24 protein-coding genes are annotated in these 25394 nt (G+C 72.6%); 11 read left to right on the top strand and 13 right to left on the bottom strand.

What is annotated here, in order from left to right:
- Positions 1-21 precede the first annotated feature (21 nt).
- Positions 22-576 carry a DUF1697 domain-containing protein gene (locus tag ACETWP_RS04510; protein WP_373971000.1) on the top strand — a complete coding sequence of 185 codons (555 nt, stop codon included), beginning with the start codon at positions 22-24 and terminating at the stop codon, positions 574-576.
- Here ACETWP_RS04510 and ACETWP_RS04505 read toward each other — a convergent pair whose 3' ends face one another.
- Positions 577-1845 carry an MFS transporter gene (locus ACETWP_RS04505; protein WP_373970999.1) on the bottom strand — a complete coding sequence of 423 codons (1269 nt, stop codon included), beginning with the start codon at positions 1843-1845 and terminating at the stop codon, positions 577-579. It lies immediately after the preceding gene.
- A 1-nt stretch (position 1846) separates the two neighbouring features.
- Positions 1847-2389, bottom strand: a complete 543-nt coding sequence (locus tag ACETWP_RS04500; RefSeq protein ID WP_373970998.1) for a TetR/AcrR family transcriptional regulator — start codon at positions 2387-2389, stop codon at positions 1847-1849.
- Positions 2390-2506: 117 nt separating this feature from the next.
- Here ACETWP_RS04500 and ACETWP_RS04495 point away from each other — a divergent pair, with 117 nt between their 5' ends.
- Positions 2507-4057: an MFS transporter gene (locus ACETWP_RS04495; RefSeq protein ID WP_373970997.1), complete on the top strand. Its 1551-nt coding sequence runs from the start codon at positions 2507-2509 to the stop codon at positions 4055-4057.
- 27 nt (positions 4058-4084) lie between these two features.
- Here ACETWP_RS04495 and ACETWP_RS04490 read toward each other — a convergent pair whose 3' ends face one another.
- The 3 genes from ACETWP_RS04490 to nirB are packed head-to-tail and all read right to left on the bottom strand — an operon-like array spanning position 4085 to position 8930.
- Positions 4085-5194, bottom strand: coding sequence for a uroporphyrinogen-III synthase (locus tag ACETWP_RS04490; RefSeq protein WP_373970996.1), 1110 nt, complete (start codon positions 5192-5194; stop codon positions 4085-4087).
- Entirely contained in the window at positions 5191-6216 is a 1026-nt protein-coding gene (gene cobA / locus ACETWP_RS04485) for a uroporphyrinogen-III C-methyltransferase (protein WP_373971027.1), read from the bottom strand. The genes ACETWP_RS04490 and cobA overlap by 4 nt, the downstream gene beginning before the upstream one ends.
- Positions 6216-8930 carry a nitrite reductase large subunit NirB gene (gene nirB, locus ACETWP_RS04480; RefSeq protein ID WP_373970995.1) on the bottom strand — a complete coding sequence of 905 codons (2715 nt, stop codon included), beginning with the start codon at positions 8928-8930 and terminating at the stop codon, positions 6216-6218. The genes cobA and nirB overlap by 1 nt, the downstream gene beginning before the upstream one ends.
- A gap of 333 nt (positions 8931-9263) precedes the next feature.
- On the opposite strand from nirB, the gene nirD reads away from it, so the two are divergent.
- From nirD to ACETWP_RS04465, 3 genes are all read left to right on the top strand, one after another.
- Positions 9264-9776, top strand: a complete 513-nt coding sequence (gene nirD, locus ACETWP_RS04475) for a nitrite reductase small subunit NirD (RefSeq protein ID WP_373970994.1) — start codon at positions 9264-9266, stop codon at positions 9774-9776.
- Entirely contained in the window at positions 9773-10534 is a 762-nt protein-coding gene (locus ACETWP_RS04470; RefSeq protein ID WP_373970993.1) for a sirohydrochlorin chelatase, read from the top strand. Before nirD ends, ACETWP_RS04470 begins: the two co-directional genes overlap by 4 nt.
- Before the next feature lie 240 nt (positions 10535-10774).
- Entirely contained in the window at positions 10775-10978 is a 204-nt protein-coding gene (locus tag ACETWP_RS04465; protein WP_343901574.1) for a cold-shock protein, read from the top strand.
- Between the two features lie 92 nt (positions 10979-11070).
- On the opposite strand, the gene ACETWP_RS04460 is transcribed toward ACETWP_RS04465, so the two are convergent.
- From ACETWP_RS04460 to ACETWP_RS04445, 4 genes are all read right to left on the bottom strand, one after another.
- Positions 11071-12066 carry an ABC transporter substrate-binding protein gene (locus ACETWP_RS04460; RefSeq protein WP_373970992.1) on the bottom strand — a complete coding sequence of 332 codons (996 nt, stop codon included), beginning with the start codon at positions 12064-12066 and terminating at the stop codon, positions 11071-11073.
- Positions 12067-12349: 283 nt separating this feature from the next.
- Positions 12350-14005: a thiamine pyrophosphate-binding protein gene (locus ACETWP_RS04455; protein WP_373970991.1), complete on the bottom strand. Its 1656-nt coding sequence runs from the start codon at positions 14003-14005 to the stop codon at positions 12350-12352.
- Between the two features lie 10 nt (positions 14006-14015).
- Complete coding sequence (locus tag ACETWP_RS04450) at positions 14016-15059, bottom strand: ABC transporter substrate-binding protein (protein WP_373970990.1); 1044 nt, start codon at positions 15057-15059, stop codon at positions 14016-14018.
- 144 nt (positions 15060-15203) lie between these two features.
- Positions 15204-16079, bottom strand: a complete 876-nt coding sequence (locus ACETWP_RS04445; protein WP_373970989.1) for a LysR family transcriptional regulator — start codon at positions 16077-16079, stop codon at positions 15204-15206.
- A gap of 177 nt (positions 16080-16256) precedes the next feature.
- Between ACETWP_RS04445 and ACETWP_RS04440 the strand changes: the two genes are divergently transcribed.
- Entirely contained in the window at positions 16257-17126 is an 870-nt protein-coding gene (locus tag ACETWP_RS04440) for a methylenetetrahydrofolate reductase (protein WP_373970988.1), read from the top strand.
- Between the two features lie 120 nt (positions 17127-17246).
- On the opposite strand, the gene ACETWP_RS04435 is transcribed toward ACETWP_RS04440, so the two are convergent.
- A complete protein-coding gene (locus tag ACETWP_RS04435) occupies positions 17247-18230 on the bottom strand; it encodes an ABC transporter substrate-binding protein (protein WP_373970987.1) in 984 nt (327 codons plus the stop codon).
- Between the two features lie 289 nt (positions 18231-18519).
- Here ACETWP_RS04435 and ligM point away from each other — a divergent pair, with 289 nt between their 5' ends.
- Positions 18520-19941 (top strand): vanillate/3-O-methylgallate O-demethylase, encoded by a 1422-nt coding sequence (ligM, locus tag ACETWP_RS04430; protein ID WP_373970986.1) that lies wholly within the window; start codon positions 18520-18522, stop codon positions 19939-19941.
- 165 nt (positions 19942-20106) lie between these two features.
- Positions 20107-20718 carry a PadR family transcriptional regulator gene (locus ACETWP_RS04425; RefSeq protein ID WP_373970985.1) on the top strand — a complete coding sequence of 204 codons (612 nt, stop codon included), beginning with the start codon at positions 20107-20109 and terminating at the stop codon, positions 20716-20718.
- 114 nt (positions 20719-20832) lie between these two features.
- On the opposite strand, the gene ACETWP_RS04420 is transcribed toward ACETWP_RS04425, so the two are convergent.
- Together ACETWP_RS04420 and ACETWP_RS04415 are read right to left on the bottom strand one after the other, a co-directional pair.
- Positions 20833-21081: a hypothetical protein gene (locus ACETWP_RS04420; protein ID WP_373970984.1), complete on the bottom strand. Its 249-nt coding sequence runs from the start codon at positions 21079-21081 to the stop codon at positions 20833-20835.
- On the bottom strand, positions 21078-21722 hold the full coding sequence (locus ACETWP_RS04415; RefSeq protein ID WP_373970983.1) for an ArsR/SmtB family transcription factor: 645 nt from the start codon (positions 21720-21722) through the stop codon (positions 21078-21080). Before ACETWP_RS04415 ends, ACETWP_RS04420 begins: the two co-directional genes overlap by 4 nt.
- Positions 21723-21832: 110 nt before the next feature.
- Between ACETWP_RS04415 and ACETWP_RS04410 the strand changes: the two genes are divergently transcribed.
- The 3 genes from ACETWP_RS04410 to ACETWP_RS04400 all read left to right on the top strand — a co-directional run bounded on the left by ACETWP_RS04410 (position 21833) and on the right by ACETWP_RS04400 (position 24390).
- On the top strand, positions 21833-22867 hold the full coding sequence (locus tag ACETWP_RS04410) for an LLM class flavin-dependent oxidoreductase (RefSeq protein ID WP_373970982.1): 1035 nt from the start codon (positions 21833-21835) through the stop codon (positions 22865-22867).
- Between the two features lie 188 nt (positions 22868-23055).
- Positions 23056-23367, top strand: coding sequence for a hypothetical protein (locus tag ACETWP_RS04405; protein ID WP_373970981.1), 312 nt, complete (start codon positions 23056-23058; stop codon positions 23365-23367).
- Between the two features lie 90 nt (positions 23368-23457).
- Positions 23458-24390, top strand: a complete 933-nt coding sequence (locus tag ACETWP_RS04400; protein ID WP_373970980.1) for a LysR family transcriptional regulator — start codon at positions 23458-23460, stop codon at positions 24388-24390.
- Positions 24391-24499: 109 nt separating this feature from the next.
- Here the strand turns inward: ACETWP_RS04400 and ACETWP_RS04395 are convergent, their stop codons facing one another.
- Positions 24500-25360: an IclR family transcriptional regulator domain-containing protein gene (locus tag ACETWP_RS04395; protein ID WP_373970979.1), complete on the bottom strand. Its 861-nt coding sequence runs from the start codon at positions 25358-25360 to the stop codon at positions 24500-24502.
- Positions 25361-25394: the final 34 nt, after the last annotated feature.

Below are 25394 nucleotides of genomic sequence, written 5' to 3'. Positions count from 1 at the left end.
CCGCCGCGAAAGAATGCGGGCATGACGACCTTTGCGGTGTTCCTGCGGGGCATCAACGTGGGCGGGGTGCGGATCGCCATGAAGGACCTGCGGCAAGTCCTGACGGAAGCGGGCTACGGCAACGTCACCACCCTGCTGGCCTCGGGCAACGTCGTCCTGTCCGCGCAGAGCTCCGACCCCGCCCGCGTCAAGAGCCACATCGAGACGATCCTGCGCGAAGCGTTCGGCTACGAAGCCTGGGTCATCGTGAAGACGCCCGCCGAGATCGCCGAGATCGCCGCGGGCTATCCGTTCGTTCCGCCGGACGACGGCGTTCCCCGCCACGCGTACGCCGTCCTCACCACCGGCGCCGCGACGGCCCGTGAGGCCGCCGCCGAATGCCCCGCGCCGTCGCCCGGGGAACGGTATGCCGCCCGGGGGGACGTCCTGTACTGGGAGGTGCCCAAGGGTTCGTCCCTGGACACCAATGTGGCCAAGCAGCTCGCCCGGGCTCGGTACAAGCCGCTGGCCACCACCCGCAACCTGAACACCCTGCATAAGGTCCTCGCCGCGTGCGACGCCCTGCCGGAACGTTGATCAGGCAACCGGGACCCTAGCGCGCTCCGGGGCGGGGTCCTCGATGCGCCGCGGGCCGTTGATCATCACGGCACCCACCATCATGACGATGAGGCAAACCCCCAGCATGGCGAAGGACGCCCCCCAGCCGCCCGTCGCGTCGTGCACGACGCCGAAAAGCAGCGGGGCCACGCCGGCCCCCGCGTAGCCGAGCCCTTGGCTGAAGCCGGACAGCACCCCGGATCCGTGGGTCGTCCGCGAGCGCAGGTTCATCATGAGCAGCGCCGTCGCGAAGGTCCCCTGACCCAGGCCGGAGAAGGCCACCCACCACCACGTCCCGGCCGTCGGGGACAGGTAGAGGCCAGTGTGGCCGACGCTCCAGCAGGCGGCGAAGAGGGCGATCGCGATAATCGGATGGCGCATCCGCGGCACGACGAGCGGCACGACCAGGCTCACCGGCAGGCCGAGGATCGCGAAGAACGCCAGCGCGCTGCCCGCGGCCCCGGCATCGAGCCCCTGCCCGGCCAGGTAGGGCGGCAGCCAGGTGAAGTACACGTAGGTCTGCGCCGAGTTGCCCGCGAGGAAGATCGCCAGCCCCCAGGCGACGGGGTGGCGCCACGGGTTCAGGGGCGCCTCGGCGGCCCGGGCGCCGTACCCCGGCGCCGCGTGTCCCGCGCGATGCGCCGTCGGGTGGTCGGCTGCCGCCCGCCGCCGGTCCGCGGCCAGCTGCGCGCCCCACGGCAGCAGGACGGCGGCGCTCGCCAGGGACCAGACGGCGATCGAAACGCGCCAGTTGGCGGCCTCGGCCAGGGGTACGGCCAGCTGCGGGCTCATGGCCGTGCCGACGGCGAGCAGCGTGACGTAGCCGGCGGTCACGGGTCCCAGCCGGTCGGGGAAGTACTTCTTCACGAGCGGCGGCAGCACCACGTTGCCCATCCCGTAGCCCGCCATGGTCACCGCCGAGAGTCCGAGGAAGGGCCAGACACCGCCCACCAGGGCGCGGCCGACCTGCCCGGCCACAGCCAACAGCACCGCCGCCACCAGCACGCGCTCCAGGCCGTGGGAACGGATGAGCCGCGGCGTCGCGAGCCCGGCGCCGGCGAAAACGAGCGGCGCCAGCATCGCCAGGACGCCCGTGCTCACCGAGTCGAAACCGAGCTCCGGCCCCATGGTCCCCAGCAGCGGCGGGACCGCGGAGACCGCCGCGCGCAGGCTCAACGCCATCAGCAGAATGCCCAGCAGCGCGCCGATCCTCCCCCGCCACGGTTGGCGCGGCAGCCTCAGGGACACGTCAGCTCCCGGACTTCAGCCGGTCGACCTGGCGCAGCAGCTCGTCCAGGGATTCCACGAACGTACCCCGCGACCAGGTCCCGGGCAGCGTGGAGTGGTAGTAGAGGCCCTCGCCCATGAGCATGATCGCGCCCGCAGCGTGCGGGTCGCCGACCTCGCGCTGGATCAGCTCCAGCCAGCCGCGGTGCACGGTGTCCAGCGCGCGCACCGCCGGTTCGTAGGCGCCGGCGGCCAGCCGCACGACGGCGGAGTACGTGGTGTCCAGGTCCGATCCGCTCTGCAGGGACGTCCGCACGAAGTAGCGCGAGGCGCCCTCCTCCGCCGTCGCCATGACGGCCTGGTCCCGCTCGGCGGCCGCCAGCAGGCGCTCCACCACGGCCTCGGCCAGGGCGTCCTTGGACTTGAAGTGGTACAGCAGGCCGCCCTTGGACACCCCGGCCAGCGCGGCCGTGGAATCCATGGTCGCGGCGCGCTCGCCGTCGCGGCGGAGCAGGTCGCAGTAGGCGTCGAGGATCTTCTCCCGGGCGGCTGGCGGTCTGGACATGCCTGAAACTCTAGCGGCTCGGCGTGTGGCGAAGGCCATCTGCAGCGGCTTTTCTCTATACCGTCCAGACGGTATAGTTATGATTTCGACACCCAGCCCACCGATCCGGGAACAGCCATGACCACGCACCTGAACCACCACACCCCGCAGGCCCACGGCACCGCCGCCCGCGCGCGGCGCTGGGCCGCGCTGGCCGTGCTCATGTTCCCCGTGCTGCTGGTCGCCGTGGACAACACCGTACTGAGCTTCGCGGTCCCGGCGCTCTCCACCGCGCTGGCGCCGTCCGGCCAGCAACTCTTGTGGATCATCGACATCTACCCGCTGGTGCTGGCGGGCCTTCTGGTGCCCATGGGCAGCCTCGGCGACCGGCTGGGCCGGCGCCGCCTGCTGCTGATCGGCGGCACCGGCTTCGCCGCGGTGTCCGCCGCGGCGGCGTTCGCGCCCACCGCGGAGACGCTCATCGCCGCGCGCGCCCTGCTCGGGGTGTTCGGCGCGATGCTGATGCCGGCCACCCTCTCCCTGATCCGCAACATCTTCACCGACGACTCGGAGCGCCGCACGGCGATCGCGGTCTGGGCCGCCGGCTTCTCCGGCGGCGCCGCGCTCGGCCCGATCCTCGGCGGCTGGCTGCTGGAGCACTTCTGGTGGGGCTCCGTGTTCCTGCTCGCCGTTCCCATGATGCTCCCCCTGCTGGTGTTCGGGCCGTTCCTGATCCCCGAATCCAAGGACCCCCGGCCGGGCCGTCTGGACCCCCTGAGCGTCCTGCTCGTGATCGCCACCCTGCTGCCGGTCGTCTACGCGATCAAGGCCGCGACGACGTCGGGCTCGATCCTGGTCCCCGCGGCGTCGCTGGCCCTCGGGCTGGCCTCCGGCGTGGTCTTCGTCCGCCGCCAGCTGCGGCGCCGGGACCCGATGCTGGACGTCCGGCTGTTCCGCAACCCCGTGTTCTCCGGCGCGCTGACGGTGAATCTGCTCAGTGTGTTCTCGCTCGTGGGATTCATCTACTTCCTGGCGCAGCACCTGCAGCTGATCGCGGGCAAGTCGCCCGTCGAGGCCGGCGTCCTCATGCTGCCCGGCCTCGCCCTGACCGTGGCCTGCGGCTTCGCGGCCGTGCCGCTGGTGCGGCGCTTCCGCGCCTCGACGGTCATGGTCGCCGGGCTGGGGCTGAACGCCGTCGCCTACGGGATCGTGTTCGCCCTGGGCCAGACGGGGTCCGTCACCGCCCTGATGGTCGCCTTCGCCGTGCTCGGAGCCGGCGTCGGCATGGCCGAGACCATCTCCAACGACCTCGCCCTCTCCGCGGTCCCGCCGGCCAAGGCGGGGGCCGCCTCGGCCATCTCCGAGACGGCCTACGAGGTCGGCTCGGTCCTGGGCACCGCGGTGCTCGGCAGCATCCTGAACGCCGCCTACACCTCGGGAGTGCGCCTGCCCGCCGAGCTCAGCGCGGAACAGGCCGACCGGGCGCGGGAGACCCTGGGCGGCGCGGTCGACGTCGCGGGCGAACTGCCGGCGGACTCCGGGGCGGCCGCCGACGCGCTGCTGGAGTCGGCGGCCCACGCGTTCGACGCCGGGGTGACGGTGACCAGCGCGATCGCCGTGGTGCTCGCGGTCGTGGCCGCCGTCGTCGTCGCACGGGCCCTGCGCGTCGGGACCGCCCCCGCGCGGTAGCCCGGCGCTTCCCGGCCCGGGCGCGTCCTAGACGTTGAGGCGATAGCCGCGCTTGATGACGGTGGCGACCAGCTTGGCGTCGGGAAGCGCCTGCCGCAGGCGGCTGACGGCCATGTCCAGGGCGTGGTCGCCCTGCCCGTCACACAGCAGGCCGGCGAGCTCGGCGCGCGGGAGCACCGCACCCTGCGCGTCGGCGAGCACGCGGAACAGGGCCAGCTGCGACGCCGTCAGCTCGGTCCGCGCCCCGTCCAGTTCGACGGCGTTCCCGCGCACGCTGCAGGGGCCCAGCGCCGTCTCGAAGCGGTGCGTCCCGCGCCCTGACAGGTGTTCCACGACCAGGCGGATCATCGCACCCATGCGGAACCGGTCCGGAACCAGCGGCTCGATACCGGCGTCGACCAGCGGCTGCGCCGTGACGCTGCCGACCGCCGCCGCCGTCAGGTGCGTCTGGAACGCCTCCATCAGCCGCCAGTAGCGTCCGCTCTTCTGCGCGGCGCTCCACAGCGCGTCGACGGCCGGGGCCGACGTGAAGGTCACGACGTCGAGCCCGCCCGTGCAGGCGGCCTCGAGCAGCCGGTCTACCCGCTCCTCGCTGTCCGGAGGCGCCACCCACCGGTAGGGGGAGACGGTGAGGACGGCCGCGCCCGCGGCTCGCAGCCGCTCGAGCCCCTCGAGGTCGGCGTGGCCGTGGAGCTGGACGGCGACCGTGCGGTCCGCGATCCCCCGGGCGATGACGTTGTCCACCAGGGTGGCGGTGCGCTCGTCCGGGCTGATGCCGTCGTCGGTGAACCCCGCGGCCCGCACGGCCCCCCGCGCCTTCGGGCCGCGCACGTGGATGCTCGCCGACTCCAGGACGTCGGCAAGCTGCTCGCCGAGGCCGTGGGCGTCGGCGGCCTCGATCCAGCGGCGCATGCCGTAAGCGGTGGTCACCAGCAGGACGTCGGGGCGCGCGGCGATGAGCGCCTCCGTCTCGGCGACCAGTTCCGCGTCCTCGGCCACGGGGGCGATCTTCAGCACCGGCGCGTGCAGGACGGTGGCCCCGCGCCGTTCGAGGGCGTCGATGAGATCCGCCGACCTCCGGTCCGACGTGACGCCGATCCGGAACCCGGCGAGCGGCTGGTCGGCCGCGCCGCTCATCGCCGCGCCCCGGCGGGGGCGTATCCGGCGAGCTCGGCGGCGGCGTCCGCCCCGACCGCGACGACGTCCCCGATCACGACGACGGCGGGCGACGTGCAGCCCGCGAGGCCCGCCGCGACCACCAGTCCGTCGATCCGAGCGACCGTGCTGCGCTGCGTGTCGCTGAAGCCCCGTTCGACGATGGCCGCCGGGGTCGCGGGGTCCAGCCCGTGGCGCAGCAGCCCCCCGACCGTCTGCGGCAGCGTGCCGACGCCCATCAGCACGACGATCGTGCCGCCGAGCCCGGCCAGGTGCTCCAGCTCGGCCTCGGAGAAGGGCTGGTGCCCGGAGGCCACGGTGAACATGCGGCTGACCCCGCGGTGCGTGACCGGGATCCCGGCGGCGCCCGGCACGGAGACGGCGCTGGTGATGCCGGGGACCACGGTCACCGAGATGCCGGCGGCCACGCACGCGGCGACCTCCTCGCCGCCGCGCCCGAAGACGAACGGGTCCCCGCCCTTGAGGCGCACCACGGACTTCCCGGCGAGCGCCGCCTCGACGACCAGCCGCTCGATGAGCAGCTGCGGGACCTTGTGGTGGCCCGGCAGCTTGCCGACGTCGACCAGCTCGGCCCCCGGGGCGAGCCCGGCCACGGTGCCGTAGGGGCCGAGCCGGTCGTAGAACACCACGTCGGCGCGGGCCAGCGCCTCCGCGCCGCGCACCGTGACCAGGTCCGCGGCGCCCGGGCCGCCGCCGACGAGGGTGACCGACCCCGCGTCGGGAGCGGGCCGCTCCCGCACCAGCAGGATCCGCCGCTCGCGGCACAGCGCGGGGAGGATGTCCCACCCGGGATTGCCGTCGTCGACGGCGACCACCAGGGAGGCGCGCCGCAGCGCCGGGTCCAGCGTCGCCAGGGACGACGGCGCGACGGCGGGCGTCACGTCCGCGCCGAGGGCGCGGCACCGCGCGACGGCGTGGCGCGCCGCGCGCTCGGCGCCGGCGACGACGACCCGGTGCCCGCGCAACTCCGGCGTCCCGCCGATCACAGCGACCCCCCGGACGCTGCGCCGCCCTGCGGGCCCACCGGGATCGTCGCGCCGAGCGGGACCGGCTCCGCGGGCCGCAGCTGACCGCGCTCCCGCACGTAGGCCAGCGACGTGTCCCGCTGGTCGGGCGCGTTGACGAACGACCGAAACCTCCGGAGCCGGTCGGGGTCGGCCAGGGTCGCGGCCCACTCGTCCTCGTAGGACTCCACGTGGCGCGCCATGGCCGCCTCGAGCTCCTCCCCCAGGCCCAGCGAGTCCCCGACCACCACCGCGCGGACGTGGTCGATCCCGCCGTCGAGGTCCGCCATCCAGTGGGCTGTGCGCTGCAGCCGGTCCGCCGTGCGGATGTAGTACATGAGGTAGCGGTCGACGTACTTGAGCAGCGTGGCGTCGTCGAGGTCCTGGGCGAGCAGCTGGGCGTGCGCCGGGTTGGCGCCGCCGTTGCCGCCGACGTACAGGTTCCAGCCGTCCGCGGTGGCGATCACGCCGACGTCCTTGCCGCGCGCCTCGGCGCACTCCCGCGCGCAGCCCGAGACGCCCATCTTGAACTTGTGCGGGGCCCGCAGCCCCCGGTAGCGCAGCTCCATCCCGATCGCCATGGCCACGGAGTCCTGCACACCGAAACGGCACCAGGTGGATCCCACGCAGCTCTTGACGTTGCGCAGCGCCTTGCCATACGCCTGCCCGGACTCGAAGCCGGCGTCCACGAGCTCGCGCCAGATCTCGGGCAGCTGCTCCAGCCGCGCCCCGAACATGTCGATCCGCAGCGCCCCGGTGATCTTCGTGTACAGCCCGTACTCCCCGGCGACGCGAGCGATGACGGCCAGCTTCTCCGGGGTGATCTCCCCGCCGGGGATGCGCGGGACCACGGAGTACGTCCCGTCCTTCTGCATGTTCGCGAGCGCGCGGTCGTTGGTGTCCTGGAGGGCGCCGAGGCCGGCGTCGAGCGGGTACGCCGAGTGCTGGGAGGCGAGGATCGAGGCGATCGCCGGCTTGCAGATGTCGCAGCCGGACCCGGTGCCGAAGCGCTCCATGATCGCGTCGTAGGACGCGAGCCCCGCCAGCCGCACCGCCTCGAAGAGCTCGGCGCGGGACAGCGCGACGTGTTCGCACATGGCGCGGGAGACCTCGACGCCGCCCTTCACGAGCTCGCGCTCGAGCAGTTTCTTGAGCATCGGGACGCAGGAGCCGCACTGGGTCCCGGCCCGGGTGCAGGTCTTCAGCCCGCCGAGGTCCTGCACGGGCCCGTTGCCCTCGCAGGTGCCGCAACCGCCGACGGCGTCGCGGATGGCCCCGGCGGCGACGTTGTTGCACGAGCACAGGATCGCGTCGTCGGGCAGCTCGGTGTCCGGCGCGTCGCCGCCGCCCGCGGCGGAGAGGTAGGCGCCGGGCTCGGCCGGCAACTCGCGGCCCAGCAACGGGCGCAGTGAGGTGTAGGGCGCCGCGTCGCCGACGAAGATGCCGCCGAGCAGCGTCTTCGCGTCGCCCGTGACCACGATCTTCTGGTAGACGCCGCGGGCCGGGTCCGCGTAGACGACCTCGAGCGCGCCGTCCGCCTTCGCGAAGGCGTCGCCGAAGCTGGCCACGTCGACGCCCGACAGCTTGAGCTTCGTGGCGGTGTCGAAGCCGGAGAACGTCGCGTCGCCCCCGCAGAGCCGGTCCGCCGCGATCTCGGCCATCGTGTTGGCCGGCGCCACGAGGCCCACGCACAGGCCGCCGAAGTTCGCGACCTCGCCGACCGCCCACACGTGCTCGACGTCGGTCGCGCAGCCCTCGTCGATGACGATGCCGCCGCGGGCGCCCAGGCGGAACACGGGCACGAAGTCCTCGTCGCCCAGCTCGTCCGCGCCGATCCCGGCTGCGGCCGCCGCCTCGGCCCGGGCCCGGGCGTTGACCGCCCGGGCCAGCTCGTCGCGCGGCCGCACGCCGATGGACACGACGACCATGTCCGCGTCGATGATCCGCCCGTCCGCCATCTCGACGCCGGTGACGCAGGCCGCGCCGTCGCGTTCGCCGGTGAGGACCGCCGCGGGGTAGACCCCGCCGTGGACCTCGAGCCCCTTGCCCGCGACGAGCCGTCCCATGGCCTGTCCGGCTCCCTCGTCGAGCTGGGTTCCCATCAGCCACTTTCCGCCGTCGATGACGATCGGGCGGGCGCCCAGGGCCTGCAGCCCCGCCGCCGCCTCCAGGCCCAGCAGGCCGCCGCCGATCGTGACCGCGTTGACTTCCCGGCCCAGGGTGGCCCTGAGTTCGGCGACCTGGCGGTTGATGGACCAGACGTCCTCCAGCGTGCGGTACACGGACGTGTGCTCGTGGCCCGGCAGGGGAAGGGTCGCGGCGTTGGAACCGGTCGCGATGACCAGCTCGTCGTAGGGGTGCCGTCCGCCGTCGGCCGTGAGGACCTCCCGCGCGTCGAGGTCCAGGTCGACGGCCCGGGCGCCGGTGACGAGCGTGACGGCGTCGTGCCCCCACACGCCGCCACCGAGGGTGAGGTCGACGTCCGTCTCGGTGAGGGCACGGCTGAGGGCGACGCGGTCGTAGGGGACGTGGGCCTCCTCCGTCAGGACGGTGACGCGTGAGCCGGCGAGGCCGCGCGCGGCCATCGCCTCGGTGAACCGGTGCGCGGCCGGGCCGCCCCCGATCACCACGATCCTCCGGGGCCCGCTCGGGTCGCTGGTGGGTGCGGTTTCGCTGCCGGATGCCGTGCTCATGTGTCCTCCGTGGGGCGTGCTGGCCGGGTCTCGAGGCGTGGCGCCGCCTCCCGTTTCCCAGCGTAGGGAGGCGCCTTTGCCCGGCAGTTTCCCTCCTGTTTCGACCGCGATACGTTGTTTTGCGGGATCCCCGGAACTCCGGTGAGGACGGGGAAACATCCCGGAAACACGGCCCCGGGCGGCTCACAGGCGCCGCCGGCACGCCGTGAGCCTGGATTTACGGCGGGGAAACACGCTCCGGCACGGCGCGAAACACGCCGTTCCTAGGCTGGGATGAGCCCACGGGCCGCCCGAGGACCCACGGCGGCCCCCGACGACCCAGGAGCCAAACGCATGAGCGCTGTTGTTGAGGACACCGCAGTACAGGACGCGGAAGCAGGCTCCGGCGCCGCCGGGGACGCCGCGCCCGGGAACACCGCAACGGGGCTGGCCGCGGAGGCGGGAGTGGACGCGGGGGTGGCCGCGGAGGCGGGCGGGCCCGGCGGGCCGGCACGCCGCCCGCGACCGCTGACCTGGCACAACGTCTGCGACGTGACCGACCTGGAGGCCGGATGGGGCGAGGCGGCGTGGATCGGCTCCGGGCAGATCGCGCTGTTCCGGCTCGCCGACGGCTCCGTCCACGCGACCGATCAGCGCTGCCCCGCGACCGGCGCCCACGTGATGGCCCGCGGCATCGTCGGCGGCCGGTCCACCGACGCCGGGACCGTCGCCACCGTCGCGAGCCCGCTGCACAAGCAGGTCTACCGCCTGGACTCCGGCGAGTGCCTGAATGCCCCGGAGCTGCGCCTGGCCGTGCACCCGGTCCGCATCGAGGACGGCCACGTCTGGGTGGGGGTCTCGCTGTGAGCGCCGCGCTGCTGGCCCCGGCGTCGAACACGGCGTGGGGCGGCTGGGAACCTCCCGTGGAGGCCACCACGCTGGTCGCCGCCTCGCACGGGACCAACAGCCCCGCGGGGCAGGCGGCGATCGCCGGGCTCGTCGCGGCCGTCGCCCTGGCCCGGCCCGGGACGCGGGTCGAGCCCGCGTTCGTCGACGTGCAGCAGCCCGACGTCGGGGCCGTGCTCCGGGCGGCCGGCGGGCGGCCGCGCATCGTCCCCCTGCTGCTCTCGGCGGGCTTCCACACCCGGCACGACCTCGCGGGCGAGGCCGCGGCGGCACCGGGCACCACGCTCGCCCGCGCGCTGGGACCGGATCCGCGCCTTGCCGCGGTGCTCGAGCTGCGGCTGCGGGCGGCCGGCCTCCGCCGCGGCGACCGCGTGATCCTGGCCTGCGCCGGGTCCACCGACCCCCAGGGGGTCCGCGACTGCCGGATCACCGCGGACCTGCTGGCCTCCCGGTTGGAGCGGCCCGTGGAGGCCGCCTTCGTCTCCGCCGCGTCCCCGTCCCTGGAAGAGGCGCTCGGGGCAGCCGCCGCGCGGTCGGCGCGCCGGTGGAGCCGGGCGGGCCGCGTCGTCGTGGCCACCTACCTTCTGGCGCCCGGGCATTTCGCGGCCCGTGTCGCCGGATGCGGCGCGGACGTCGTCTCCCGCCCGCTGCTGGTCCCGGGCGAGGCGGTCCCCTCCGAGCTCGTCGAGCTGGTCCTGGAGCGCTTCGACACGCTGTAGCCGAGGGCACCGGCGGGCCCGTCCTTTCGCCCCCGGTGACCGCCGGATAGGTTTTGGGCCGGGCATCCCGTAGGGTTGACGTTGTAGTCGTAGTTTTCTCGCAGTAGTTTCAGTGCCAAGTCCCCGCTCGCGGGGCGTGTCTCTTTTTGACTCGCGGTTAATACTCGTAGCTGCATGGGGCCATCAAGTCCGGTGGTTCCAACCCCTACGTCCCCTGCGGACAGTCTGAAAGGACACATCATGGCAATTGGTACCGTCAAGTGGTTCAACGCTGAAAAGGGCTTCGGCTTCATCGCTCCGGACGACAACTCCGACGACGTGTTCGCGCACTACTCCGCGATCCAGTCCAACGGTTTCCGCTCCCTCGAAGAGGGCCAGCGCGTTGAGTTCGAGGTGACCCAGGGCCAGAAGGGCCTGCAGGCCACCGACATCCGCGCTGTCTAAGTAGCGGATCGGCTCGTTTGATCGAGCTTTTCTGACACCGCTCAACGGCGGCACCCGATTCGGGTGCCGCCGTTGTTCTTTAAGCGGTGGTCCTAGTTGACGACGATCTGCGTCAGGTCGGGCTCCTGGGACAGGAACTCGTACTTCACCGTCAGCCCGCCCATCTGTGTCAGCTGCTCGGTCGGGACCTCGGCGGACCAGGTTTCCATCTTCAGGCCCTCCGCCACCTCGGCGTCCATGCCCATGAAGTCCGGGAGAAGCGCCTTGGCCTCGTCCTGGTTCGCCTCGGCCTCGGTCAGGACCTCGGTCATCGCCTCCCGGAACTTGTCAACGGTTTCGGGGTTCTCCGTGGCGTAGGCGCCGCTGGTGAACGTGACCATGGTGGGCAGGCCCGGGATGGCCTTCTGGTTCGGGTAGCCGAGCAGCTTGTTCGCGGGATCGGCCAGGGCCTTGCTGAGGAAGGGCTCCGGGATCCAGATCGCGTCGGTGTTGCCGCGCTCGAGCTGCGCCTCCATGTCCGGGAACGGCATCTCGCTGAATTCCAGCGCGGAGGCGTCGCCGCCGTCGATGGCCGCCGACTCCATGATGGTCAGGTCGCCCTGGGTCTTGAGGGCGTTGATCGCCGTCGTCTTGCCGGCGAGGTCGGCGAAGGACTCGATGCCGGAGTCCGCCTTGACGACGACCCCGTTGATGTCCTCGCCCTCGGCCTTGGAGTTCGAGTACCCCGTGACGATCCGCATGTCCAGGCCCCTGTCCGCGGCGGTCATGACGGACAGGCCGTTGCCCACGGCGAAGTTCATGGTGCCCGTGGACACCGCCGGGAGCATGGCCGCGCCGCCCTGGCCGGTCTGCAGCTCCACCTCGAGGCCGTGCTTCTCGAAGAGTCCCTCCTCGATGCCGTACTGCATGGCGACCGACGGGGCGATCGCCAGGACGCCCACCACGATCTTCTCCAACTCGCCGTCCGAGGCTGCCCCGGACGACGGCGCCGCACCGGTCGAGCCCGACGGCGAACCCCCTCCACAGGCGGTCAGCAGCAGCGACGCGGCCGCTCCCAGAACGAGGATCTTCGGTAGGTGCTTCTTCATGGTCTCTCCTTCGAGACGACCCCGGGGTCGGGGTGGTGCGGGCGGATCGGGGATCTCCCGCGCGGCTGCGCGGAGGTACCCGGCGGGACGACACCCGGGCCCGGATGCGCGCCGCTGGCCGCCGCGCGACCCGGGGGCCGGATGGAACGTGTCCCGCATCACAGGCTAACTATGTCGATAGGTATCCGCAAGGGTCATGCCCGCCCGCGAACCCCGCCGAGCCCGACCGCCGTCGCCCCAGCCCCGCGGGGCCTCGACCCGCGGCACACCACCCCCGGCGCGCCTACTCGCCGTCGAACGTGTGGGCCAGCACCCAGGACGGGAAGGCCGCGATCTTCGCGTCGATCACCAGCGGCCGGTCGCGGGGCCCGGAGAGCCACGCGCGGACCGGTTCGAGGTCCTCGACCGCGCGGACGGTCAGCGCCTCGCAGCCGAATCCGCGGGCGATCGCCGCGATGTCCGTCTCCGGGAACTCCACGATGCCCAGGCGGTCGGTCTCGTGCTCGAAGTGGTGCACCTCGGCCCCGTAGGCGCTGTCGTTGTAGACAACGACCACCATGCCCAGGCCCAGCCGCACCGCGGTGTCCAGCTCCACCAGGCTCATCATCATCCCGCCGTCGCCGACGCCGACCACCGGCATCCGCCCCGGCAGGGCGACGCCGGCGCCGATCCCGCTGGCGAGGGCGAGCCCGATGGACTGGAAGGCCAGCGGCACGCAGTAGCCGAGGTGGTCCGGGACGCGGAACAGCATGGCCGGGTACGCGTTGAAGTTGCCGCCGTCCGGCACCACGACGCGGTCCATCGGCAGCATCGCGTCCAGGGCGTTGGTCAACGCGCGCGGATCGACGAGGCCGTCTCCCCCGCGGTCCTCGAACGGCTGCTCCGACCAGTGGCGCGAGGCACGCACGGCGTGGCCCGTCTCGGCCGTCCGGTAGCCGCGGCGTCCGTCCGGGGCCAGTTCCGCGAGCTCGGCGGCGACGGCCGCGGCGACGGCGGCGCTATCGCCGAGCACCCCGAGGTCCACGGGACGGTGGAAGCCGATCGCCTCCGGGGTGTCGTCGACCTGGACGACGCGCGCGCCGCGCAGCAGCGAGCCCGAGCGGGTGGTCCAGCGGTTCAGGCTGGCGCCGAAGGCCACGACGAGGTCCGAGCGCGAGATGAGCTCCGCGGCGCCGTCGGTGGAGAACCCACCCATGACGTCGAGATGCCACTCGTCCCCGGCGAAGAGCCCGCGCCCGGCGGCCGATGTCGTCAGCAGCGCGCCGGACGCCTCGGCCAGGCGCCGGAGCTCGGCGACGGCGCCCCAGGCCCCGCGCCCGCCGACGATCACCGGACGCTCGGCGTCCGCGAGGAGCCGCGCCAGGCGTCGGACGCCGTCGGGCGACGCCGCGGGCGGGATCCGTTCGAGCAGCTCCGGGACGTCCGCCTCGGAGAAGTCGACCATCTGCTCCTGCAGGTCGATCGGCAGCGACAGCACCACGGTGCGGCGCAGCAGCAGGGCGGTGGAAAACGCGCGGGCGGCGTCCGCGACGGCCGTCTCCGCCGCATGGATCCGCTCGGCGACGGCCCCGACGGAGCGGGCCGCGGAGTCCTGGTCGATCCAGAAGTTGGACATCTTCTGCGTCGGGGGCGTGTCGCCGGCCACGACGAGCACGGGCGTGCGGCACTTTGCGGCCTCGCCGACCCCCGTCAGCGCGTTGGTGAACCCGCATCCCTGGTGCACGCTGACGACGGCCACCCGGCCGGTGGCGCGGGCGTACGCGTCGGCCATGCAGGCGGCGCCCATCTCGTGGCGCGTGGCCGTGAAGCCGACGCCCGCGGCGAGCAGGGCGTTGGTGACGTGGAAGTTGCCGCTGCCCACCACGCCGAAGACGTGTGCCGCACCGAGGTGGGCGAGCGTCCGGCCCACGGCCTCGGAGACCTTGATTCGTTCGGTCATCACCGGTCTCCTATTCCGCCGGAAGCAGGGCGTCGAGGTCTGGCTCGTTGGCGAGGGTCCCGTACTTCACGGCCGCCCGCCCGAGCTCGGCCGCCGCGTCGCGGCTGAACTCGGGGACAAAGCGCGGCAGCTTGATCCTCTCCAGCAGTTCGGGGCCCGTCTTGGTGTAGGTGCCGATGGTCTCGCGGACCTCGTCCGGGTGCTCCTGGGCGTAGGCGAGGGACTTCTCCATCGCTGCGGCGAAGGCCGCGGCCGTCTCGGGGTCCTGGTCGATCCGCTCGCCCGTCGAGAAGTAGCCGCCGATGTCGAGCCGCTCGTGCGTCCCGGCGTAGGGCCACAGCACGGCGCGCCCGCCCTGGTCCAGCGCCGGCGTGAGGAACGGCTCGAGGATCAGCGCCGCGTCGACCTGTCCGGATTCGAGCGCCCCGAACGCGTCCGGGAACGCCATCTCCACAAAGGTCAGCCGGGAGCCGTCTCCACCTTCCCGGTCCACGGTGGCGCGGATGGCCGTGTCCCCGATGTTCGCCAGGTTGTTGGAGGTGACGGTCTTACCCTCCAGGTCCGCGGGACCCGTGATGGGCGAGTCCTCCGGGACGACGACGGCGGCGAAGTCCGCGCCGGCCTCGCCCGTGGTCGACGCGCCGTTGGACACGTACCGGACGTCGAGCCCCTTGTCGCGGGCGACCATCAGCGAGACGAGGTTGCCGAACGCGAAGTCGTAGCTGCCGGCCACGACGCCGGGCACGGCCACGGCTCCGCCGGTGGTGTCCTCGATGGTCAGGTCCAGCCCCTCCTCCTCGAAGAATCCCTTGGCCTTGCCCAGATGGACGGGGGCGACGTCCCCGATGGGGATCGCCCCGACCGTCACCGCGGTCAGCGGGCCCGCGTCGGTGTCGGTCGCGGGTTCGGAGCCCGCGGCCCCGGACGGCGAACCGGATCCGCAGGCGGCCAGCCCGCCGAGGAGCGTCAGGGCCGCGAGCGTGGCGAGGCCGCGGCGGGTGCCGCCGGCGGAGGCCGGGCGCCGGCGGGCGGTGGTGTGGAGCGTGTTCGTCATTGAGCATCATTCCTTGGGTCGGGGGGTCCGCCGGATGGGTGTCCCCCGACGTGCGCGGGGACTGCCGGCGGCTCCGATCCCATGCTCCGCCCGCGGGCGGGAACCCGTCCAATGAATGTTTTCGGGGTCATCCATGTCCGATATCTATGGATTGGCGTCGCGCACGCGCTCCCTGACCAGGGCGACGAACCAGGCGACGTCGGCCGCCGTCCCGGCGCGCCAGTGGAGCCGCACCCGCAGCTCCCGGACCGGAAAGGGCAGCGGGTCCAGGCGGATCGGCCAGCGCGTGGCCCACCCCTGGGCGATCGTCTCCGGCGCAATCGCGAGCATCCCGCAGTGCCCCACCAGCCGGGGCAGGGCGGCGAAGGTCTGGACGGTCACCACGGAGGGCGGGACGAGCCCCGCCTCCTCCATCGCCGCGAGCGGCGCCTCGTGGCCGACTGCCGGGCTGACCACCGCCAGCGGCGCGCCGGCGAACACGTCGCGCGTCAGCTCGCCGTTCCAGGAGTCGGGACGCAGGCACACGTACCTCTCCCGCTTGATGACCACGCTGTCGACGTCGGGACCCAACAGTGTGGAGGCGATGGCCGCGTCCGCGTCGCCGCGGCCGAGCAGGGCCGGGGCCTGCTCGGCATCCATCGGAAGGATTTCGAGGGACGCGCGCGGGGCGGCGGCGCGGAGGCCCGCCACGATCCCGGGCAGGAAGTCCAGCTCCCCGATGTCGGAGAGACAGAGGCGGAAGGTCCGCTCCGCGGCGGCCGGGTCGAACGTCCGGTGGCGCGAGACGGCCGCGTCGAGCGAGCCCAGGGGGTCGCGGACCTCCCGGTAGAGCGCGTCGGCGCGGGCCGTGGGGACGATGCCGCGCCCGGCCCGCAGGAAGAGGTCGTCGTTGAGTTCACGCCGGAGGCGGGCCAGGGCGTGGCTGACGGAAGGCTGGCTGGTGTTGAGCCGCCGCGCGGCCGCGGCCAGCCCGCCCTCCTCGTAGATGCAGGCGAAGACGTGGAGCAGATTGAGGTCCACGGCGGCTCCTCGGGTCGGTGGGCGTGTGTCGCGCGGCGGTCGGCGCACCACGAGCCTAGGCGCAGCACCATAGACACACCACTATGGGCATAGATAGTCTGGCCGTGCCCGACCCCGCAGGAACGCGACACCGCCGTCGCGCCGCGGGACGCCCACGGACCCGAAGGACGTGCACCCATGTCAGCAGAACCGTCACCCGTCGACAGCCCGGTACGCCGGCTGCTTGCCGACTTCTCGCTGGAGATGACCGGGAAGGACATCCCGGGTCTCCAGGAGGCGAAGAACTCGATCCCGCCCGGCACGCGCATCAACGTCACGTTCCTCGGCAACGAGGACCTGCCGATGCGCGTGGCCGCCGCGCGCGCCGTCCGGGAGCTCGGATTCGCCCCGGTCCCCCACGTGTCGGCGCGCCGGCTCGCCTCCGAGGCCGAGTTCGAGGAGTTCCTCGAGGCGCTTAAGGCGCAGGCCGCCGCCACGGACCTCTTCGCCGTCGGCGGCGACCCCGCCGAGCCGATGGGCCCGTACCCCGACTCGCTGTCCCTGATCCGCTCCGGGCTCCTGGAGCGCCACGGCTTCGGCCACGTGTCCATCAGCGGCTACCCCGAGGGGCACCCGGACATCGACGACGCCACGCTGTGGCGGGCGCTCGAGGACAAGAACGCCGCGCTGCGGGAACGGGGGCTGGAGGGGACGATCATCACGCAGTTCGGCTTCGACACCGAGCCCGTGCTCGCGTGGCTCGCCGAGGCACGGCGGCGCGGCGTGGACTACCCGGTCCGCATCGGCGTGCCGGGCCCCGCGGGCATCCGCAGGCTCCTCAGCTTCGCCAAGCGCTTCGGCGTCGCGTCCTCGGCCGGGATCGCGCAGAAATACGGATTCTCCCTCGCCAACCTGCTGGGCACGGCCGGGCCCGACCGCTTCATCAAGGACCTGGCCGCCGAACTCGACCCGGACGTGCACGGCGAGGTCCGCCTGCACTTCTACACCTTCGGCGGGCTGCTGGCGACGGCGGACTGGATCGGGGACTTCCTGCGGCGCACCCCGTAGCCGTCCCGGAACGCGGGAGGAGGGGCGCCCGCCGGCCGCGGCCGGCGGGCGCCCCTCCTCCCGTGCGCGCGCCGTTCCGACGCGCCGCTGGCTTCCGGGCGGTTCCCCGCCCGGCGGACCCTATTCGGCCGGCAGCAGGGCCGCCAGATCCGGGACTTCCTCGATCAGGCCGCGGTCCAGCGAGATCTGGGCGATCTCCTCGATGGACGCGCTGTTGACCTCGGTCGGGAACTTCGGGAGCGTCAGCTGCTCGATCACGTCCGGCTCCAGCGTGGTGTAGGTCGGAAGGATCTCGCGGACGCGGTCCGGGTTGGCCTCCGCGAACTCCAGGGACGCCTTCATCGCCCGCGCGAACTTCTCGGCCGTCTCGGGGTTCTGCTCGAGGTACTGGTCCGAGGTGAAGTAGGTGGCGACGGTGAGGTTCTCCACCGGCTCCGCGTAGTTGGAGAAGACCCGGACGTTGCCGTCGCCCTCGGCGATGGTGACGAACGGCTCGACGGCGGCGATCGCGTCGACGTTGTCCGCATCCAGCTGCCCGGCCATGTCGGGGAACGGCATCTCCACGAAATCGATCTGCGTGTAGTCGCCGCCGGCCTGCTTGACGGCCTCGGAGATCGTGGAGTCGGAGATGTTGTTGAGGGTGTTGACGCCGACCTTCTTGCCCACGAGGTCCTGGATCTCCTCGATGCCGCTGTCCGGCTTGGTCATCACCGCCGCGAAGTCGTCCTCGACGTCGCCGGTGGTGTTGGCCCCGGCCGCCACCATGCGCAGCGGCAGGCCCTTGGAGCGGGCGACGACCATGGACGTGACATTGGAGAAGCCGAAGTCCATCTGGCCCGACGTGATGGCCGGGACGATCGCGGCGCCACCCTGCGCCAGCGTCAGCGTCACGTCCAGGCCCTCCTCCTCGAAGAGGCCCTCCTCGACGCCGAGATAGATCGGCGCCACGTCGACGATGGGGATGACGCCGACCTCGATCGCCTCCAGCCCGCCGGCCGCGCCATCGGCGCTTCCGCCGTCCGCCGGCGCCGACGGCGAGCCCCCGCCGCAGGCGGCGAGGCCCATCACCGCCGCGAGGGCGATGGTGATCTTCAGTTTCTTCATGGTTTTCTCCGATTCCCGGCGCGACAGGCCCCGAACTGGCTTGCTGGTGATGTAGAGCACACACTACCTACACCGATAGCCATTGGGTAGGGCCTCCTCCCGCCGGACCGCCGCCGCCCAAGGGAAGCGCACCGGCGGAAAACTCCTCGAGCCCGACCCTCGACATACCTATGCTCATAGTCATATGGTCGAGGGAGACGGTGTGGTCCACATCACCGCGAAGTCTCCGAGCGCACCCCGGCCCAACGACGGGCCGCCGGACCGCTCCCGATGGATAGGAATGAAGCCCATGGCACCCAGGAACCTGCAGGACGTCCTCGACGCGGCCGGAAACACGGTGGAGCTGCTCCGCAACTCCCAGATCGGCGCGTACATCTACCCCGTCGTCGCACCCGAGTTCTCCAACTGGCGCAGCGAGCAGCGCGCGTGGCGCGAGACGGCCGTGCTGTTCGACCAGTCCCACCACATGGACAACCTCTTCATCAAGGGACCGGACGCGCTCAAGCTGATCTCGGACACCGCGATCAACAGCGTCGCGAACTTCCCCGTGAACAAGGCCAAGCAGTACGTCCCGACCACCCCGGCGGGCCACGTCATCGGCGACGGCATCCTGTTCCGCGAGGGCGAGGACGAGTACGTCTACGTGGGTCGCGCGCCCGCCGCCAACTGGCTGCTGTTCCACGCCGAGACGGGCGGCTACGACGTCGAGGTCGTCGCGGACCGCCGCTCGCCGTCGCGCCCCATGGGCAAGCCCGTGCAGCGCCGGTACTGGCGCTTCCAGATCCAGGGCCCGAAGGCCTGGGAGGTCATCGAGAAGGTCAACGGCGGCCCGGTCGAGCAGCTGAAGTTCTTCAACATGGACTACATGAACATCGCCGGCGAGCGCGTCCGCACGCTCCGCCACGGCATGGCCGGCGCACCGGGGCTGGAGATCTGGGGCCCGTACGAGTCCTACGACAAGGTCCGCGACGCCATCGTGGAGGCCGGCGCCGAGTTCGGCCTGCTGCCCGTGGGCTCGCGCGCCTACCCCTCGAACACCCTGGAATCCGGCTGGATCCCGTCGCCGCTTCCCGCGATCTACACGGGCGAGGAGCTGCGCGCCTACCGCGAGTGGCTCGGCGCCGACAGCTACGAGGCCACCAACGCGGTGGCCGGCAGCTTCGTCTCCGACAACATCGAGGACTACTACCTCACCCCGTGGGACCTGGGCTACGGATCCTTCGTGAAGTTCGACCACGACTTCATCGGCCGCGAGGCGCTGGAGGCGATGGACCCCGCCGCGCGCCGCAAGAAGGTCACGCTCGCCTGGAACGAGGAGGACCTGGCCAAGATCTTCACGTCGCTGCTGGACACCGAGGGCACGCCCTACAAGTACTTCGACCTGCCGCTGGCGAACTACGGCTCGTCCAACTACGACCGCGTGGTCGACGCCGACGGCAACACGGTGGGGCTGTCCATGTTCACCGGCTACAGCGCCAACGAGCGCCGGGGGCTCTCCCTGGCGACGGTCGACGCCGACGTCCCCGAGGGCACGGAGCTGCGCGTCGTCTGGGGCGAGCCCGACGGCGGGACGCGCAAGACGACGGTCGAGCCGCACCGCCAGCTCGAGGTGCGCGCCGTCGTCAGCCCGATCCCCTACTCCACGGTCGCGCGCCAGGACTACCAGGGCGGCTGGCGCACGTCCGGCAAGACGGTCGACGCCCTCTCCTGACGCGTGCGGCGGCGGCGCGGCCGGGCGGCCGGCGCGCCGCCGTCGACTCCCGCTGACGGTGCGCCAACGGGCGTGCCGGCGCGCCGCCGTCGTCCCGTCGGACGGGCGGGCGCCGGCACGCCGCGGACGTAGGATGGGCAGGATCCGCCCAAGGAAAGGGGAACCGTGAGCCTCCGCTACGCCCTGCTCGCGCTGCTGAACGTGGAGCCGATGACGGGCTACGACCTGTACAAGGTTTTCGAGGCCTCGGTGGGTCACGTCTGGTACGCGCCCGACTCCCAGATCTATCCCGAACTGCGGAAAATGGAGCGCGACGGACTCGTCCTGGGCGAGGACGTGCCGTGGGGCAAGAGCGGCACCAAGCGCCGGTACCACATCACCGATGACGGCCTGCGGGCCTTCCGGGACTGGATGAACGCGCCCATGGACTTCTCCCGCGTCCGCGACCCCGCGCACCTGCGCGCCGCGTACCTGGAATGGGCCACCCCCGAGGCCATGCGCGCCCAGATGCGCGACCACATCGCCCACAACACCGCGCTGCTGCGCCAGTGGGAGCTGAAGGTGAGGGAAATCGACACGGGCACCAGCTCCATGCTCAACCGGCGACTCGAACACACGGCCGACGCGGACAAGGCGCGCACCGTCTCGTTCAAACGCTTCGCCTACGAGGGGCTGATCGCGCGCGCCGAGGCGGAGATCGCCTGGGCCAACCGCGGGCTGCGACTCGCCAACGAGCTCTATGGCGACGAGAACGCGGCCCGGACCGCGATGGGGTAGCCGCGGGAGCGGCGCACCCGGGTGCGGCCGTCGGGGCAACGGCCCCGGCCCGACGCCGGCCGAGACTGCCGGCGTCAGGCCGGGACCACCGGCGTCAGGCCGGGACCGCCGGCGTCAGACCCGGAGCCCGGAGTGGGACAGCGAGACGGCGTCGCGGCGGAACTCGGCCCGCCGCTCGAGCAGGGCCGCGTCGACGCGCGGCCGGACCGCCCGGCGGGCGGCGATGCGCTCCCCCCAGGCGACGAGGACCGAACCGGCCCCGATGAGTGCGGCGCCGAGCCCCGACGGGACGGTGCGGACGCCCGCGGCGCGGGACGGCCCGCGGGTTCCCTGGAAGGCGAGGACTGCTGTGGTGGACGTCATGGCCTGGTCTTTCCTGAAGAGTGCCTGCGGTGGGGGACGGCCTGCTCGGCCGGATCGATGACGGGAAACGCGTTGAAGTGCAGCTGGACGGGGCGGGCGTCGGGGCCGCCGCGGTCGCGGTACTCGTCGGCGAGGCCGGCGAGGAAGTCGAGCACCCGCTGGGAGATCTCCCCGAGCTGTGCCGCGTCGACCCTCAGGTTGGCGGTGTTGAGGACCGTGGCCTGGAGCCATTCCTCCCCAAAACTCTCCTCGCCGAAGCGGAGGAAATCGCTCAGCGCCTCCGCGCGGTGTTGCTCGAGCTGGCGCGCGACGAGCTTGACGGCCGTCGTCGTCGAGGGGCCGGCGGACGGGTCGGCCGCCACCTGGATGGCCCCGGGATACCGGCGCCACCAGCGCTCGCGCGCGGATCCCCGGTCCGGGACCTCCTCGACGAGGCCGTGTTTCGCCAGCTGGCGCAGGTGGTAGCTGGTGGAGCCGCTGGACTCCCCGAGCCGACCGGCCAACCCGCTGGCGGTCTGCGGTCCGAACGTGGACAGGGCATCGAGGAGTTCGACCCGGAGCGGATGCGACAACGCCTTCAGCGCCGCCAGGTCCAGCCTGCGCGGCTCGTCGTGGGGGCGCTGTCCGGGATTGTTTTCCATGCACCGATCGTAAGACTGCAAAGGAATCTTTGCAATGGTTTATTTGCAATGAAATCTTTGGACATGTCCGCCGCGGGAATGAAGCCCACCCCGGGCCGGTTGGCATCAGGGTGAGCATTCCCCTTTCGATCCTTGACCTTGCCCCCATCGCGACCAACGGCACCGCCGCCGGCACCTTCGCGGAGTCCGTGGAACTTGCGCGGACCGCAGAGGCGTTCGGCTACTCGCGCGTCTGGTACGCGGAGCACCACAACATGGCGGGCATCGCCTCCAGCGCGACCGCCGTCCTCATCGGGCACATCGCCCACCACACCTCCAGGATCCGCCTCGGCGCCGGCGGCATCATGCTGCCCAACCACTCGCCGCTGGTGATCGCGGAGCAGTTCGGGACCCTCGAGACCCTCTTCCCCGGCCGCATCGACCTGGGCCTGGGCCGCGCGCCCGGCAGCGACCAGGCCACGTTCCGCGCGCTCCGCAGGGATCCAGCGGCCTCCGACGCGTTCCCGCAGGACGTGCAGGAGCTGCAGGCGTTCCTGGGCGCCACGTCGCGGATCCCCGGCGTCAGCGCCTACCCGGGGCGCGGCACCAACGTGCCGCTCTACATCCTCGGCTCCAGCCTCTTCGGCGCGCGCCTCGCGGCCCAGCTCGGGTTGCCGTACTCCTTCGCGTCGCACTTCGCGCCCGACGCGCTGACGCAGGCCGTGGCCCTCTACCGCGCCGAGTTCCGCCCCTCCCCGCAGCTCGCCGAGCCGCACGTGATCGCGGGGGTGGGCGTCGTGGCGGCGGAGAGCAACGCGCAGGCGCAATCCATCATGGAGTCCGTGCGACGCGACCGGATCCAGCGTTTCCTGGGCCGCGGGCGGGAAACGCCGTTCACGGAGGACGAGGTGGACATGCTCCTCGAGTCCCCCGCCGGCGAGTCCATCCTGCAGATGCTCGCCTACACGGCGGTGGGCACCCCGGCGGCCGTGAAGGAGTACCTCGAGGGCTTCGCCGAGCACGCCCGGGCGGACGAACTCATCACGGTGCACAACGCGCCCGAGGCGGCGGACCGGCTGATGTCCGTGCGGTTGACCGCGCGGGCGATGGGCCTCGCCGCGGCGGCCGGCGCGGACGCGGACGCGACGCTGGCGGCGCGGGCCTAAAACTGCGGGCCCAGAACCGCGGGCACAGCGCCCCGCATGCATGGACCGCCCGGGCGACGGGGCACGCGGCCGGGTGGCCGGGTGGCCCGCCGCGAGGGCGGTTCCCTTGCAGTCGTCCCCGTCCTAGGCTGTAGCCACGGACACAACAGGTTCAGCGGACCCCGTACCGCCTTAGCCAGGAGGCGCTCATGAGCGACTATTTCGATGACACGGTTTTCGACGATCCGGCGGCGGACGACCTCAACGAGCCGGAGGACGGCCGCGACGGACAGCCGCCAGAGGGGTCCTCGGACGCTCCCGAATCGATGGAAGCCATCGATCCGCTCCACAAGCACACCTACCTGCTGGACGAGGGCCTCGAGACAGAGCAGGACCTCGACGACGAGGACGCCGAAGAGGAGTGGGACGACGAGGACGCGGATGCCCCGCTCGACGACGACCGGCCGGTGGTGCTCGACGAGCCCGAGGAGGGGGAGATCGTCCTCAAGGACGACCAGTAGCGGACGGCACCATAGCCGGGCCGCCGCGGGGGACCGCTAGGATGGACCAGCAAAGCCGTTCATTCGGGCCGTCCACCGCAAGGGATCCTGATGGTCAACCCCGTGCACCTGCGCACGCTGCTCGAGGTCGTCAACCAGGGGTCGTTCGCGGCGGCCGCCACGAGGCTGGGCTACACGGCGTCCGCCGTCTCCCAGCAGATGTCCGCGCTCGAGCGGGACGCCGGCATCGCGCTGTTCCGCCGCTCCGCGCGGGCGATCGAGCCGACGCCCGCCGCGACGACCATGGTCCGGCACGCGCGGAAGGTCCTGACGGACATCGACGCCCTGCTGGCGGCCACGACGGCGGCCGCGGCCGGCCCCGACGGCACGGGGGCCCGGGAGCTCCGCTTGGGCATCTTTCCGTCGCTCGCCACGTACGCGTTGCCCCGGCTGCTGGGCGCCCCCGACTGGCAGTCCCTGGGCATCAGCCTGCGTGTCAGCGTGGGCGAGCCGCACCAAACGATCCAGGGCCTCCACGCGGACGGTGAGTTGGACCTGGCGCTGATCTTCCAGGTCGGCCAGGCGGGACTCGCGTGGCCCAGCACGCTGAACCGGCAGTGGATCGGCGACGACAACTTCCGCGTCGTGCTCCCCCGTTCCTGGCGGATCGCCGACGGGTCGGAGGTCAGCGCCGAGCAGCTGGCCCACATGCCCTGGATCATGCACCACCCGGGGACCTCGGACGCCACGGTCATCTCCCGGCTGTTCGCGTCCTGCAACCTGCACCCGCGCGTCGTCGCCTACTGCGACGACTTCAACGCCTCCCTCCACCTTGCGGCCGCCGGATTGGGCGCCGCGCTGGTCCCCGACCTGGCGCTGCAGAGCCGGCCCGACGGCGTCGTCCTGGTCGACGTTCCCGAGATCCGGCTGGCGCGCAGCATCTTCGCGCTCCAGCCCAACGACCGCCGCAGCTCGCAGGTGGACGTGGTCATGGACCGGCTCGCCGCCGTCCTCGCCGAACTCAGCATCAGCCCGCGCCGCTGACGGGCCGGCGGCGCGGACGCCGCGGCGGGACCCGCTCCCCCGGCGGCGCGGCTGGCGGCGCGCGGCTAGCGGCCGCGCAGCTAGCGGCGCGCGGCTAGCGGCCGCGCAGCTAGCGGCGCGCGCGCAGGGCGCTCTCGATCCGCCGCGCGGCCGACTGCAGGGCGGGCAGGACCTCCAGGGCCGCCGTCGTCGGGTCGGGATCGCTGTGCGCGGTGCCCGGGAGCGTGCTCATGGAGACGTTCAGCGCCGCCGCCACCGTGCCGTCGGGCGCGAACACCGGGACCGCGAGGGAGCGCAGGCCCACCTCGAGCTCCTGGTCCACGAGGCACCAGCCGCGCTCGCGGACGGCGGCGAGCTCGGCCCGCAGCGCATCTGGGTCCGTGATGGTGTTGGGCGTCAGCGCCTGGAGGGGCCGGGCCCGCAGCGCCCGCTCCAGCCCCTCGGCAGGAAGGTGTGCCAGCAGCACGCGGCCCATCGACGTCGCGTACGCCGGGAAGCGCGTGCCGACGGAAATGCCGACGCGCATGATGCGGCGGGTGTGGACCCGCGCGACGTAGACGACGTCGGCGCCGTCGAGCACGGACGCCGAGGCGGACTCGTTGAGCTCGGCCGAGAGCTCCTCGAGCACCGGTGCGATCAGCTGGGGCAGCGTGTGGCTGGACAGGTACGCGTAGCCGAGCTGGAGGACCTGCGCGGTGAGCTCGAAGTACTTGCCGTCGGTGCGCACGTAGCCCAGCTCGGTGAGCGTCAGCAGGAAGCGGCGAGCCGTCGCCCGCGAGAGGCCTGTGAGCTTGGCGACGTCGGTCAGCGTCATCGACGGGTGTTCCGCGTCGAAGGCCCGGATGACCTCGAGGCCGCGGGCCAGCGACTGGACGAACTGGCCCCCCGCGGCCTCGGCGTGCGGGCCGGCGTCCTCGGCCCGCGCGGCGGGTCCCGTCCGGGTGTCGGCGGCTCCGGCGTCGTTCTCCATGGGGTCCTTTCGGGAATGCGGCGCGGCCGCCTCG

The organism is Arthrobacter halodurans (assembly GCF_041877255.1).
Classification (GTDB): Bacteria; Actinomycetota; Actinomycetes; order Actinomycetales; family Micrococcaceae; genus Arthrobacter_N; species Arthrobacter_N halodurans.
This window is presented reverse-complemented; position numbering and strand designations above follow the sequence as displayed.